Raw genomic sequence first — 13,404 nt, 5'->3', positions numbered from 1 at the left:
AGCCGGAAGAACTTTTCCGATTGTTACCGCGCTTCTACGCCGCCGGGGCTGATTCAGCCGGCGGAATCAGCCGGCTGGTTCAGCCACCCTGCGGGTTGCGTCTGTGTGGCGTCCGTTAGCGGACGGCGACGAGGTCCACGACGAAGATCAGGGCCTCGTTGGGGCCGATCGCTCCGCCGGCGCCACGGGAGCCGTAGGCAAGCTCGGACGGGATCTCGAGGCGACGGCGGCCGCCGACCTTCATGCCCAGCAGGCCCTGGTCCCAGCCCTGGATGACCTGGCCGACGCCGACCCGGAAGTCCAGCGGCGCGCCGCGGCCCCAGGAGGCGTCGAATTCTTCACCGGTGGACCAGGCGACGCCCACGTAGTGGGTGGAAACGGTGTCGCCGGGCTTGGCCTCGGCGCCGTCCCCTTCGATCAGGTCGGTGATGACCAGTTCGGTGGGGACGTCTCCTTCGGGGAAGTCAATTTCAGGCTTCTCGCGGTCGAGGTTGCGCTGTCCAAATGACATGGTTACTCCTTTGAGGTGACGTGTAGTGACTGCAGTTGTTGCAGGTGGTGCGGTTGTTGCGGTGGATTACTTGACGCCGAGGATATCGACGACGAAGACGAGGTCGCCCTTCGCGTCGCCCTGGCCCTGGTCTCCGTAGGCCAGGTCCTTCGGGACGACCAGAAGGACGCGGGAGCCGACCGTCTTGCCGGCCAGGCCCTGGGTCCAGCCCTTGATGACGCCGGTCAGCGGGAAAGTGGCCTTCTTGCCACTCTCGAAGCTGGAGTCGAAGACCTTGCCGGTGGCGAGGGCGACGCCGACGTAGTTCACGGTGATGGTGTCGGTCTCCTTGAGGGCCTGGCCCTTGCCGGTGATGAGGTCCTGGGAGACCAACGCGGTCGGGGCCTTGACGCCGGTGACGGAGATCTCCGGGACGCCCTTGTCGTTGTCCTTGACGGTGGGCAGTCCGGCCGGCGGGGTGACGGCGTCGCCCTCAGGCTTGTCCAGGACCGGCGGCGCGTCCTTGGCGGCGAGCACCTTGACGATCAGCAGCTGGGTCGGCTTGGCCGCGGTCCCCTCGGCTGCGGCCTGGCCGGGAACGGCCAGGGCGAGGTGCGAGCCGATCTTGGCGCCCACGAACGCGTTGTAGATGACAGGGCTGCTGCCCTTGAGCTCGTCGTTCAGCTCCAGCGGCTCGGGATCGTTCGGGAACGTGTCTTCGAGGGTGGAGCCGTCCGTGCCGTTGAACGCCACGATCGAAATGTCGGCGATCTGGTTGGCCTTGACCCGCTCGCCACCGCCCTCGGTGACCACCTTGACAGTGGGTTCCTTGACGTCGAGCGGCTTGGTGAAGTCGACGCCCGGGGCCTTCTTGTCACCGTTCTCGGTCAATTTGACCGAGTCCAGCTTGGCGGTCTCACCCGCGGACTGGCTGGTGGGTTCCGGAGCCGGAGGCGCTTCGTTGCCGCCGCAGGCGGTCAGCAGCAGCAGTCCGGGAAGAAGAATTGCTAGTAGTCGGCGCAATTGGAAACTTTCGTCGAGGCAGGGTGGACTCAGTGCCGTTCGGTTTCCCGTGGCAAAGAAAGCGGCGGCCGCGTGGCGGCCCTACCCCAGAATAACGTGCGAAGCTGGGTATCAGCCCATCGAGTCCAGCAGCGCATCCACCCGGTCGTCCACGCTCCGGAAGGGATCCTTGCACAGAATGGTCTGGTGGGCGCGGTCGTTCAGCTTCAGATGAACCCAGTCCACGGTGTAGTCGCGGCCAAGCTCCTGGGCGCGCCGGACGAAGTCGCCGCGGAGTTTGGCGCGCGTGGTCTGCGGGGGTGCATCCACCGCGTCCTTGACCGCGGTGTCGTCCACCACCCGGCGCACGGCGCCGCGGGCCTGGAGCAGGTAGAAGAGGCCGCGGCCACGGGAAATGTCGTGGTAGGTCAGGTCCAGCTGCGCAATCCTGGGAGCGTCAAGGCCCAGCCCATGCCGTTCCCGGTAGTTGTCCATGAGCTTCTTCTTGATGGCCCAGTCCACTTCGGTATCGATCGTGCTCGTGTCGCCGCTTTCGATGGCGTCAAGCGTGCGCTCCCAGAGGTCCAGGATCAGCGGCACGTGGGGGTTGTGCGCGCCGTGTTCGGCCACGAACGCGGTGACCTTGCCCAGGTACTCGCGCTGGATTTCCAGGGCCGTAAGCTGCCGGCCGTTGGCGAGCCGGACCAGTGCCCGGCCGCTGAGGTCGTGGGAAATTTCCCGGATGCTGCGGATCGGGTTCTCCATCCGCATGTCGCGCATGATCACCCCGGCCTCGATCATCCGCAGGATCAGGTCCACCGTGCCGATTTTGAGCAGCGCCGTCGTTTCGGACATGTTGGAGTCGCCCACGATCACGTGCAGGCGCCGGTAGAATTCGGCGTCCGCGTGCGGCTCGTCCCGGGTGTTGATGATGGGCCTGGAGCGGGTGGTGGCGGAGGAGACGCCTTCCCAGATGTGGTCGGCCCGCTGGGAGAACGCGAAGGTCGCCCCGTGCGGGGTCTTGAGGATCTTGCCGGCCCCGGCGATCAGCTGGCGGGTCACGAGGAAGGGAATGAGGATCTCCGCGAGCCGGGAAAATTCCCCGCGCCGCGGGATGAGGTAGTTTTCGTGGCTGCCGTAGGAGTTCCCGGCCGAGTCCGTGTTGTTCTTGAACAGGTAGACGGTGCCGTTGAAGCCCTCCGCCGCGAGCCGTTCCTGGGCTTCGTCCACGAGGTCGCACAGGATCAGTTCCCCGGCGCGGTCATGGGCGATCAGCTGGGCGAGGTCGTCGCACTCGGCGGTGGCGTATTCCGGGTGGGACCCGACGTCCAGGTAAAGGCGCGAGCCGTTGGTCAGGAAGACATTGGAGGACCGTCCCCAGCTGACCACCTTGCGGAAGAGGTAGCGGGCTACTTCCTCCGGCGCCAGCGGCCGGGACTCCGGGCTTGAATAGGAAATTCCGAATTCGGTTTCGATGCCGAATATGCGCTTGTCCATCTCACTTCTCCTCAGCCAGCAATGCCACGATGTCCGGGTCCTCAAGCCGGCGGAAGGCCCGGCGGGTGCCGCGGCCGCTTTCCGATCCCCGGTCCAGTACCGCAACTTCCAGTGCGGAGACCGGCAGGGTGGTGGTTTCCTTGTCCGCCACGAGCCCGGCGAGGGCCAGCCGGATGGCGCCCGCGAAGTCAAGTTCGCCCTGCCAGCCCGCCGCGACAGCCTCGGAGACCTTGTCCGCCTGGCCGCCCATCACGATAAAGCCGTGCTCGTCGGCGATGGACCCGTCAAAGGTCAGCCGGTACAGATGGTCCGCCTCCTGGGCCTGACCGACTTCGGCCACGGCCAGTTCCACCTCGAAGGGTTTCTGTTCGGCCGTAAACACCGCGCCGAGGCTCTGTGCGTACACGCTGGCGAGCCCGCGGGCCGTGACGTCCTCGCGGTCGTAGGAATATCCGCGGACATCGGCGTACCGCACCCCGGCTTGCCGCAGGCTCTCAAACTCGTTGTACTTCCCGACGGCGGCGAACGCGATCTTGTCGTAGATCTCGCCGATCTTGTGCAGCGACGGGGACGCGTTCTCCGCCACGAGGGCAATCCCGTCCCGGCAACTGATGACCACCACCGAGCGTCCGCGGGCGATGCCCTTCCGTGCGAAATCCGCACGGTCCTTCATCAGCTGTTCGGGGGATACATAGAACTGCTGGGTCATCTCAGGCCTCCCGCTGGGCGACGGCGCGGGATTCGATGACGCGGCCGGCCACGGCGGCAAGATCGCGGTCCGGGACGCGGAAGGCGCCTGTCCGGTTCACGATGTACACCACCGGCCACAGCTGCCGGACCGGGTCCGGGCCGCCCGTGGCGGAGTCGTCGTCGGCGGCGTCGTACAGTGCCTCGACGGCGACCGCCACGGCGTCCTGCTCCGAGAGGCCGGGACGCCACAGTTTTTTCAGCGCGCCGCGGGCGAACATCGAGCCGGATCCCACCGCGTGGTGCTCCTGTTCCTCGTAGCGGCCGCCCGTGACGTCGTAGGAGAAGAGCCGGCCGAAGCCGGCGGGCCGGTCGAATCCCGCGAACAGGGGGACGACGGCGAGGCCCTGCATGGCCATGGGCAGGTTGCCGCGCACCATGGCGCCGAGCCGGTTCGCCTTGCCGTCCAGGCTCAGGAGCGTGCCCTCGATCTTCTCGTAGTGTTCGAGTTCGACCTGGAACAGCCGGGTGATGTCCAGGGCGATTCCGGCGGTCCCGGCGATGCCCAGCACTGAATACTGGTCGGCGGGAAAGACCTTCTCGATGTGCCGGCTCGCGATCACATTGCCCATGGTGGCGCGCCGGTCCCCGGCCATCAGCACTCCCCCGGCATAGGTCATCGCCACGATCGTGGTCCCGTGCGGGACCTGCAGCGGTGCTCCCGGCTGTCCAGCGTGCCCGGCGGCGGGCAACTGGTTGAACGGCACCTGGCCGAAGGGCATCAGATCGGGCCGTTCGCGCTGCAGATGCTCGGTGAATGAGGACGTCGCGTTGGCTGCTACTCGGTTGGCTGTTGTTTCCTGCACTAACGCTCTCCCTCAACGTGGTGGATCAACGACTCTTCCGGCCCTTAGCCCCTCCCGCCGCCCTCATCCGGCGGCCGGCGGCGCCTCTACTGGCCGCCCTTTTGGACGAATGCGCGCACAAACTCCTCGGCATTGGACTCCAGCACGCCGTCGATCTCATCGAGGAGATCGTCGACGCCCTGGGTGGCTGCCGACGCCTGGGCGTCCGCCGGGGCCGGCGGCGCGGCGGGGACGTCCTCGTCAACCTCGGTGTCCCGCGACTGCGGCTGCTGCTGCTCCTGGCCTGCCATTGTCTTCTCCTTCATGTCCGTCCCTTTTCTCGTAAGGGACATCCTGTAGCAATAGTGCCACGCCCGGGGCGCCCGCGGGGGGCTTTGTTTTCAGGAACCGGGGCTGAGTCCGAGCAGTTCGGCCAGGAAGGTCCCGGCCTCCCGGTGCCGGGCAAACAGGCCGCCGGTGAGGGCTTCGGTTCCGCGCAGCGGCTCGCGGGTGGGGACCCGCTGGAGCCTGCCGCGGCCGGGGACATCGAAGATCACCGAGTCCCAGCTGGCCCCCGCGAGGTCCGCTCCGAACCTGCTGACACAGCGCCCGCGGAAGTACGCCCGCGTGTCCGACGGCGGTTCGGTCACCGCACGCGCGATCGCGGCGTCGTCGACGATTCGGTGCATCCGGTCACGGGCCAGCAGCCGGTAGTAGAGCCCCTTTTCGGGGCGGATGTCAGCCCACTGCAGGTCCACGAGGCCAAGCCGCGCGTTGTCCCAGCCCAGGCCGTCACGCTGGCGGTATCCCTCCAGCAGGGAGAGTTTGGCGAGCCACTCGACCGAGGACGAGGCCGCCGCCCGGTCACCGCCGAGCTCGCTCAGCGTGGCGGACCACCGCTCCAGGACCTCGTGGGTGTGGCCGTCACCGTCCACGGCGTCCGCGACGCCGGTGTCCTGCGCGTGCTTGGAGGCGGCCTCGAAATAGATCCACTGGAGATCCAGGGCGCTGATCCGCCGGCCGTCGCCCAGGCGCAGCAGTCCGGTGAGCGAGGTGTCGTGACTGACGGCCTGCAGCGCGGCGACGGGCTCGTGGACTTCAATCCGCGGCGCCAGCCCGGCCTCGATCAGGCTCAGGACCATCGCGGTGGTGCCGAACTTGAGGAAGTTAGACGCCTGGCTGAGGTTGGCGTCGCCGATGATGACGTGCAGCCTGCGGTATTTGTCCGCGGTGGCGTGGGGTTCGTCCCGGGTGTTGATGATGGGGCGCCGGATGGTGGTTTCCAGGCCTACTTCGGTTTCGAAGAAGTCAGCGCGCTGGCTGATCTGGTAGCCGGCCCGGGCGCTGTCCTGCCCCAGGCCCACCCGCCCGGCACCGCAGATGATCTGCCGGGTGATGAAAAACGGCGTGAGGCCGCGCACGATCTCGCCGAACGGCACCGAGCGGGGCATCAGGTAATTCTCATGCGAGCCGTAGGAGACCGACTTGTTGTCCGTGTTGTTCTTGTACAGGTTGATCGGCGGCAGTTCGGGATCGGCGGCGAGGCGCCGGACCGCGGCCAGGGCCACGAGGTCGCCGGCGGCGTCCCATGTGACGGCGGCGCGGGGGTTGGTCACCTCGGGGCTGGAATACTCCGGATGGGCGTGGTCCACGTACAACCGTGCGCCGTTGCCCAGCACCATGTTCATCAGCAGCGTCCCGGACTCGTCCTGGCCGTCGGCCTCGAGTTCCTGCCGGCCGTAGGCGAGGGCGATCGCCTCGGCGTCGAGGACGGGAGGCTGGTCGGTGAGTTGTTCCGGGTCCGCGCTGCTGCGTTCCAGGGTCCAGCCGCGGGCGTCGTGCAGCGGTTCCTCGTCCGTGTAGTCCCACCGGGTCTCGGCGCCGCCGGCGGCCCGTTGCCGGGTGACCTGGGCGTACGCCTGGATGACCCGGGCCGACATCATCGTGGCGTTGGCTCCCGGGGCCGAGGGCGCGTGGATGCCGTATTCGGTCTCCGAGCCCATCACCCGCATCGCCCCGCCGACCGGCAGCCCGCCCGCGGTGTCGGCGGGCTTGCCGGGGACAACAGCCGTCACAGGTACTGGCCCGTGCTGGGCATGGTCTCGATGGACTTCCCGGGCTCCTGGCCGGCCTTGCCCTGGACGATGGTGCGGATGTACGTGATGCGCTCGCCCTTCTTGCCGGAGATGCGTGCCCAGTCGTCCGGGTTGGTGGTGTTGGGCATGTCCTCGTGTTCACGGAACTCGTCCACGACTGCCCGGAGCAGGTGGTCGATCCGCAGGCCCTTCTGGCCGATGGTCAACAGGTCCTTGATGGCGTACTTCTTGGCCCGGTCCACGACGTTCTGCACCACGGCGCCGGAGTTAAAGTCCTTGAAGTAGAGCATTTCGGTGTCGCCGTTGGCGTACGTGACCTCGAGGTATTCGTTGGACTTCTCGGTGGAGTACATCGCCTCGACGGTGCGCTGGACCATGGCGTCCACGGTCGCCTGCACGTCGCCGTTGTGTTCGGCGAGGTCGGTCTCGTGGAAGGGCAGGTCCGTGGTGATGTATTTGTTGAAGATGTCCGCCGCGGCCTCGGCGTCAGGTCGCTGGATCTTCACCTTGACGTCCAGGCGGCCCGGGCGCAGGATCGCCGGATCGATCATGTCTTCCCGGTTGGAGGCGCCGATCACGATCACGTTGTCCAGCCGTTCGACGCCGTCGATCTCGCTGAGGAGCTGCGGGACGATGGTGGTTTCGACGTCGGAGGAAATGCCGGTGCCACGGGTGCGGAACAGGGAGTCCATTTCGTCGAAGAACACCACCACCGGGCTGCCCTCGGACGCCTTTTCCCGGGCGCGCGCAAAGATCAGGCGGATGTGGCGTTCGGTCTCACCGACGTACTTATCGAGCAGCTCGGGTCCCTTGATGTTCAGGAAGTAGCTCTTCATGTCCGTCTTGCCGGCGCGCTCGGCGGCCCGGGCGGCCAGCGAGTTGGCCACGGCCTTGGCGATCAGGGTCTTGCCGCAGCCGGGCGGGCCGTACAGCAGGATGCCCTTGGGCGCCTTCAGCCCGTGCTCCCGGTACAGGTCCGGGTGCAGGAACGGCAGTTCGACGGCGTCGCGGATCTGTTCGATCTGCGGGCCCAGTCCGCCGATGTCCTGGTAGGTGATGTCCGGGACTTCCTCGAGCACGAGGTTCTCCACCTCGGAGCGGGGGATCTTTTCCAGCGCGTACCCGGTCCGGGAATCGATGGACAGCGCGTCGCCGACCCGGAGCCGCTGGGCGAGCAGGGCGCCGGAGAGCCGGATGACCCGCTCCTCGTCGGCGCGGCCCACCACCAGGGCACGGTCCGTCCCCAGCAGTTCCTTGAGCGTGACGAGGTCCCCGGCCCGCTCGTAGCCGAGCCCGGCGACCACCATCAGGGCCTCGTTGAGCAGGACCTCCTGCCCGACGGCGAGCTGGCTGATGTTGACCAGCGGGCTGATCCCCACCCGCATCTTGCGGCCGGCGTTGAAGATATCCACGGATTCTTCCGTGGCCGCCTGGCCGCTGTTCCCGGCCGTCGGCTGCCGTTTCGGGTTGAGCTGGAGGATGGTGCCGAAGCTGTACGGCGGCTGTCCCTCCTGGTCGAGGGCGTTCTTCAGCCGCAGGATCTCGGCCTTGGCCGTTTCCAGCATGCTGACCAGTTTGGAGTTGTTCTGCGTCGCGGCGGCAAGCTGGCGGTCAATGTGGCGGAGCTTGTCCCGGAGGATGTTGACCTGCCGCTCGGCGACGGACAGTTCATTGGCGGCATAGCGGTCGCCGTCGCCGGCTGCGGCGCGGGCCGCGTCCGTGCGAGCGGCAGCCTCCGCTGCGTCCTCGGCCGGTGTGCGGCCCGGGTCAGTATTCGGAGTCTCCATCGTGCATCAGCCCCTTCCTGCTCTTCTGTTAAGACCATAGCCCTAAGAAGGCGGGTGCCGCTGGAGACATCCGAAATATGCTGCCTAGTTCGTTATCTCCGGGGTGTCGACCACGTTTGTTCCGGCGATTGCGTCGCGGGCGGCGCGGCGCAGCTTTTTGTCCGAGACTGCACGCTCGCCCACAGCGCCCGGGGTCCAGGCATTGACGTCTTCTTCGTTAAAATCGGTCTTGGAGGGGCGGCGCTTTACCGAGATGCCCGTGACGCCGTCGGCGAGCCGGCGGGTTACCAGCAGGAAGCCCGTGTGGGCGACCATGCGGTGGTCCGGGCGGACGGCCAGGCCTTCGAGATGCCAGCCGCGGACCATGGATTCCCACGCGTCGGGTTCGGTGAATCGTCCGTCCGCGCGGATGGCTTCGGCTGTCCGCGAAAGCTGCGTCACAGTCGCGACATAATTGATCCACACGCCGCCGGGGGCCAGGACGGTGGCTACGGCGTCGAGGCATTCCCACGGCGCGAGCATGTCCAGGACCACACGGTCGACGGAGCCGGGTTCCTCGGTGCGCACCACTTGCTCCTGGAAGTCGCCAAGGGAGATCTTCCAGGCCGGGTGCGGGCCGCCGAAGATGGTCTCGACGTTGCCGCGGGCGATGTCCGCGAACTCCTGGCGGCGTTCGAAGGAATGCAGGTATCCGTTGTCCCCCACCGCGCGCAGCAGGGAGATGGACAGGGCGCCCGAGCCGACGCCGGCTTCGACAACGCGCGCGCCGGGGAAGATGTCCGCCATGGTCACGATCTGGCCGGCGTCCTTGGGGTAGACCACGGCAGCGCCGCGCGGCATCGAGAGCACGAAGTCCGAAAGCAGCGGGCGCAGGGTCTGGTACTGCTGCCCGACGTTGTTGACCACCACCGAGCCGTCAGGCTTGCCGATGATCTCGTCATGGTTCAGGAAACCCCGGTGGGTGTGGAAAGCCCCGCCGACTTCGAGGGTGATCGTGTTCATGCGACCGCGCTCGTCCGTGAGCTGGACGCGTTCGCCTTCGCGGAACGGTCCGCGGCGGCGCGCCGCGCCGGTGGCACCATTCGCGCCGGCGGCGGTGGTGCCCGCGGCAGTGTCAGTGCCTGCGGCGGCGGTGATGTTGGCGGTGTTAGTGCCTGCGGCGGTGTCGCTGCTCATGAAGATGTTCCTCGCTCCTGTAAAGCTGTGTGGCCGCGGACATGCCGGCGGGCACCGGTCCTTGCGCGTGGGGGCCGGAAATTCACGACCGCCCAGTAACTCTACCGGTTCTGGCCCTGGTTCTGCCGTTCGTTCCGGTACTTGCCCGTTATGGCCCGGACGACGGCGGACTGGCGCAGCAGCCCGGTGACGGCACCCTCGCGGTTCACCACTGCGTACTCCTGGCCCTCGAGCTGGGCCAGGTACTGGACCAGCTCCTGGCCCTTGGACCATTCGGGGACATAGGCGCCCGCGCCAAGGGGGTATGAGACGGCGGTCAGGGCGGTTGCTGCGGCCAAGCCGGCAGGCACGGTGGCTGCGGCGCGGGCGTCGACGATCGCCACGGGACGGCCGTCCCGGTCGCACAGCACCACGGCGGGCGTTCCTGCCGGCGCCCGGTCCAGGAAGTCCGCGACCGTGGCGGTTTCCGGGAGGCCGAGGGCGGGTTCGGCGAGGGCCGCGGCGTCAACGAGGTACAGGCGGCCCCGCAGGCGGGCCTGCTGGATCGACGCCGACGCCCCCATCCACAGGAAGCTGCCCACCAGGGCGGTGATGAGGGTGAAGGAAATATCCGGCCGTGCGCCGCTGACCAGGGGCAGGACAATAAACCACAGGGCCAGGGCGATCACGATGATCCGGCCCGCCCAGCCTGCGGCAATCGTGCCCTTCTCCTGGTTGCCGGTGGCTTTCCACACGGCGGATTCGACCAGCCGGCCCCCGTCCAGCGGAAGGCCTGGAAGGACGTTGAAGATGCCGATCAGCAGGTTGGCCCAGACGAAGATGTTGGCCAGGATATCGGCCACGCCGTTCAGGTCCCCGTAGGCGAGCGGGAGCCAGCCTGCACCGGCAAGGACGAAGTTCGCGGCCGGGCCGGCCATTGCCACCAGGACGGAGCGGCCAGGTGTGGCCGTGAAACTCTGGAACTGGGTGTGGCCGCCCCAGAGGTTGAGGACAATTTTCTCCGTGGGCCAGTTGAACAGCTTCGCGGTCAGTGCGTGCGCGAGTTCGTGGGCCAGCACGGAGATCAGGAGCAGCAGCGCGTAGGCGAAGGCGACGAAGAAGGCGGTGACGCCGAGGCGCGGGTTGTTGCTCTGCAGGACCGGCCCGTAGGCGATCACCGTAAAGGCCGCGATGATGAACCAGGAATACGCCAGAAACACCGGAATGCCGGCAATGCGGCCGAGCGGGATCCCCTCCCGGCGGGTGGCCGGCGTCTTGCCGGGGTGTCCCTGGCTGCCGGTGTCAGCCACGGACGTGACCCGCGGTCGAGAGTGCCGTCAAGAGTGCGGTCGGGTCCGCCGCTAAGCGGCCGGTGGCATCCGCTGCGGCACCGAACGTGGCGTCCGGGAATTCGTGCCGCAGGGCGACAAGCTCTTCCAGGTCCGCGACTGTCCGGCCCTCCAGGGTGTCCCAGGTGGCGCGGCGGGGATCGTGCGGGAGAGGCAGGATGTGCGGGATGGCGACCGTGACGACGCCGGAGGCCACGGCGGCGGCGACACCCGGCACGGAATCTTCCAGGGCGACACAGTGATGCAGGCCGAGTTCGGGATCCTGCTGCTGCAGGAGCTCAACGGCCGTGAGGTAAGCCTCCGGGTGCGGCTTGCCCTGGGTGACAGTGTCCCCCGTGACGAGGAACTCGAAGTAGGGCTCGGGCAGGCTCGCAACGATCTCCCGGGCCAGCGGGGCCTCGGACATGGTGACCAAGGCGCAGCGGACGCCGGCGTTATACAGTTCGTCGAGCAGTTCCCGGGCCCCGGGCCGCCAGGGAATGGAGGTCCGGACCTGGCTGATCACGTGGCCGGTAAGGGTGTCGATGATCTCCCGCCGTTCCAGCGCCACGCCGGCTTCCTGCAGGATTCCCGCGGAAAACATCAGGGACTGTCCCACGAGCTGCATGGCCTGTGCGTGCGACCATTCTCCGCCGTGGGCTTCGACGAGTGCGTGTTCGGCTGCGATCCAGTAGGGCTCGGTGTCGACAATGGTGCCATCCATGTCCCAGAGCGCTGCCTTAAGGAGGGGCCGGGAAGCTGAGGATCGCATGCCTTCCAGTCTACGGGGAAGCCCGCGGCCGGGCGCCCGCGCTACGCCTACGGCGAATTCCGTCCGCCCGAGCGCGGGATTCCGGGCGGAATTTGCGGTTCCCTGGCGCGCGATTGCCTGCGCACGGCGGGTTCTTGGACGTAGGGTGATGGCATGAACAGCTTCGAGGCAGACCCCACCGAACCAGGCGCCGTCTCCGAGCCGGAGCGGCTGCTGCAGCCAGTGCCCGAGGGCCGGCGCATCACCGTCATGCTCGCGGCCTTCGAAGGCTGGAACGACGCCGGGGAGGCCGCCAGCGATGCCCTGCGCTACCTGAACAAGCTCTGGGGCGGCAAGAAGGTCGGGGCGATCGACGCCGACGAGTACTACGACTTCCAGTTCACCCGACCCACGATCCGCCGGACGGCGGCCGGTGAGCGGAAGATCAAGTGGCCTTCGACGCGGATCTTCAAGGCCAGCGTCCCGGACTCGAATGTGGACGTCATCTTCGTCCAGGGCACCGAGCCGTCCTACAAGTGGCGTGCCTACACGGCGGAGCTGCTGGTGCATGCCGAGGCCCTGCATGTCGACTACGTCATCCTGGTCGGTGCGCTGCTGGCTGACGTGCCGCACAGCCGGCCCATTCCGGTCAGCACCTCCACGGACGACGCCGCGCTGCGTGAGCGGATGGACCTGGAGGCCTCGCAGTACGAGGGCCCGGTGGGAATTGTGGGCGTGCTCGGCGAGGTGGCACTGCTGGCCGGGCTCCCGACCGTGTCGCTCTGGGCGGCCGTGCCGCACTATGTGGCCCAGGCCCCGTCGCCGAAGGCGCAGCTGGCCCTGCTGCACCGGGTCGAAGAGCTGCTCCAGGTCCCGCTGGACACCACGGAACTGGTCGAGGAGGCCGACGCGTGGGAGCGCGGCGTGGACGAGCTCGCGACAGAGGACCCGGAAATTGCCGCGTATGTGCGCCAGCTGGAGGAGGCCAAGGACACCGCCGATCTGCCGGAAGCCAGCGGTGAATCGATCGCCCGCGAATTTGAGCGCTACCTCAAGCGCCGGGGCAAGGACAAGCCCTAGCCCGCCTCTGCCTCACGGCGGCAGCCGGACCGGTTGCCTACCCACTTTCCCATCGGGGGTTGTCCCCCGGACCAGAGTCTTATGACCCTGCCGGCCTGCGCCTGTCGCGGCAAGAGTTGGACCTGGCCGCAGCGCCGGCCAAGAACTCAGTGGAGGGCACACCATGACAGATCACAACTACATTTTGTTCGTGTCGTCGTACGCCGACGAGGGCTCGGCGGCAGAGGATTTCAAGGCGATCAAGGGCATGGACGACGCGGCCGTGGCGGCTGCGGTCGTCCTCTCGCGTGACTCCTCGGGCAAGACCGAGGTCAAGGAGCACGGCGGCGGACTGGTCGCCGGCGGCACCACGGCCGGCGCAGTCGGCGGGCTGGTGGTCGGACTGTTCGCTCCGCCACTGCTGCTGTCCGGCGTGATCGGTGCCGGAATCGGCGCAGGCGTGGGTGCCATCAGGAAGCGCCACGAGGAGAAGTCCATCGGCGTCAACGCGGAGGAGTTTCTGCCGCCGGGCTCCTCGGCGATCGTTGCCATCGTCGACGACCTCTACCTCGACCGCGTCGACAAGGCGATCAGCAAGGCCACCAAGAAGGTCAGCAAGGCTGTGGAAAGTGGTGACTACGACGCCGTCGTCAAGGCCGTGAACGAGGGCGACGAGAAGATCATCGAAGCCGCTTCGTCCTGACCGT

General features: G+C 67.5%; 13 protein-coding genes. 2 read left to right on the top strand and 11 right to left on the bottom strand.

Translation table 11 applies throughout. The features are described from left to right. Window positions 1-115: 115 nt before the first annotated feature. The 11 genes from AC1DXI_RS12315 to AC1DXI_RS12265 all read right to left on the bottom strand — a co-directional run bounded on the left by AC1DXI_RS12315 (window position 116) and on the right by AC1DXI_RS12265 (window position 11,659). On the bottom strand, window positions 116-511 hold the full coding sequence (locus tag AC1DXI_RS12315; protein ID WP_018772903.1) for an FKBP-type peptidyl-prolyl cis-trans isomerase: 396 nt from the start codon (window positions 509-511) through the stop codon (window positions 116-118). Window positions 512-577: 66 nt separating this feature from the next. Beyond that, window positions 578-1,513, bottom strand: coding sequence for an FKBP-type peptidyl-prolyl cis-trans isomerase (locus tag AC1DXI_RS12310; RefSeq protein ID WP_476938860.1), 936 nt, complete (start codon window positions 1,511-1,513; stop codon window positions 578-580). Window positions 1,514-1,624: 111 nt separating this feature from the next. Further along, window positions 1,625-2,989, bottom strand: a complete 1,365-nt coding sequence (pafA, locus tag AC1DXI_RS12305) for a Pup--protein ligase (protein ID WP_026538699.1) — start codon at window positions 2,987-2,989, stop codon at window positions 1,625-1,627. Between the two features lies 1 nt (window position 2,990). Continuing rightward, entirely contained in the window at window positions 2,991-3,698 is a 708-nt protein-coding gene (gene prcA / locus AC1DXI_RS12300) for a proteasome subunit alpha (RefSeq protein ID WP_028275580.1), read from the bottom strand. A gap of 1 nt (window position 3,699) precedes the next feature. Next, window positions 3,700-4,542 (bottom strand): proteasome subunit beta, encoded by an 843-nt coding sequence (gene prcB / locus AC1DXI_RS12295; protein ID WP_476938859.1) that lies wholly within the window; start codon window positions 4,540-4,542, stop codon window positions 3,700-3,702. Window positions 4,543-4,628: 86 nt separating this feature from the next. Beyond that, window positions 4,629-4,832 (bottom strand): ubiquitin-like protein Pup, encoded by a 204-nt coding sequence (locus AC1DXI_RS12290; RefSeq protein ID WP_026266331.1) that lies wholly within the window; start codon window positions 4,830-4,832, stop codon window positions 4,629-4,631. A gap of 90 nt (window positions 4,833-4,922) precedes the next feature. Next, window positions 4,923-6,596, bottom strand: a complete 1,674-nt coding sequence (gene dop / locus AC1DXI_RS12285) for a depupylase/deamidase Dop (RefSeq protein ID WP_476938858.1) — start codon at window positions 6,594-6,596, stop codon at window positions 4,923-4,925. After that, the gene (gene arc / locus AC1DXI_RS12280) at window positions 6,593-8,404 is read right to left on the bottom strand and encodes a proteasome ATPase (RefSeq protein ID WP_476938857.1); all 1,812 of its coding nucleotides are present in this window, start codon (window positions 8,402-8,404) and stop codon (window positions 6,593-6,595) included. Before arc ends, dop begins: the two co-directional genes overlap by 4 nt. Before the next feature lie 84 nt (window positions 8,405-8,488). Continuing rightward, a complete protein-coding gene (locus AC1DXI_RS12275) occupies window positions 8,489-9,580 on the bottom strand; it encodes a tRNA (adenine-N1)-methyltransferase (protein WP_476938856.1) in 1,092 nt (363 codons plus the stop codon). Window positions 9,581-9,681: 101 nt separating this feature from the next. Continuing rightward, window positions 9,682-10,869, bottom strand: a complete 1,188-nt coding sequence (locus AC1DXI_RS12270) for a site-2 protease family protein (RefSeq protein ID WP_476938855.1) — start codon at window positions 10,867-10,869, stop codon at window positions 9,682-9,684. After that, the gene (locus tag AC1DXI_RS12265; RefSeq protein WP_476938854.1) at window positions 10,862-11,659 is read right to left on the bottom strand and encodes an HAD family hydrolase; all 798 of its coding nucleotides are present in this window, start codon (window positions 11,657-11,659) and stop codon (window positions 10,862-10,864) included. The genes AC1DXI_RS12270 and AC1DXI_RS12265 overlap by 8 nt, the downstream gene beginning before the upstream one ends. A gap of 153 nt (window positions 11,660-11,812) precedes the next feature. On the opposite strand from AC1DXI_RS12265, the gene AC1DXI_RS12260 reads away from it, so the two are divergent. After that, window positions 11,813-12,718: a PAC2 family protein gene (locus tag AC1DXI_RS12260; protein ID WP_018772914.1), complete on the top strand. Its 906-nt coding sequence runs from the start codon at window positions 11,813-11,815 to the stop codon at window positions 12,716-12,718. A gap of 163 nt (window positions 12,719-12,881) precedes the next feature. Continuing rightward, window positions 12,882-13,400, top strand: a complete 519-nt coding sequence (locus AC1DXI_RS12255) for a DUF1269 domain-containing protein (protein ID WP_079549661.1) — start codon at window positions 12,882-12,884, stop codon at window positions 13,398-13,400. Window positions 13,401-13,404: the final 4 nt, after the last annotated feature.

It is taken from the genome of Arthrobacter sp. P1_H7, assembly GCF_056405215.1.
This window is presented reverse-complemented; position numbering and strand designations above follow the sequence as displayed.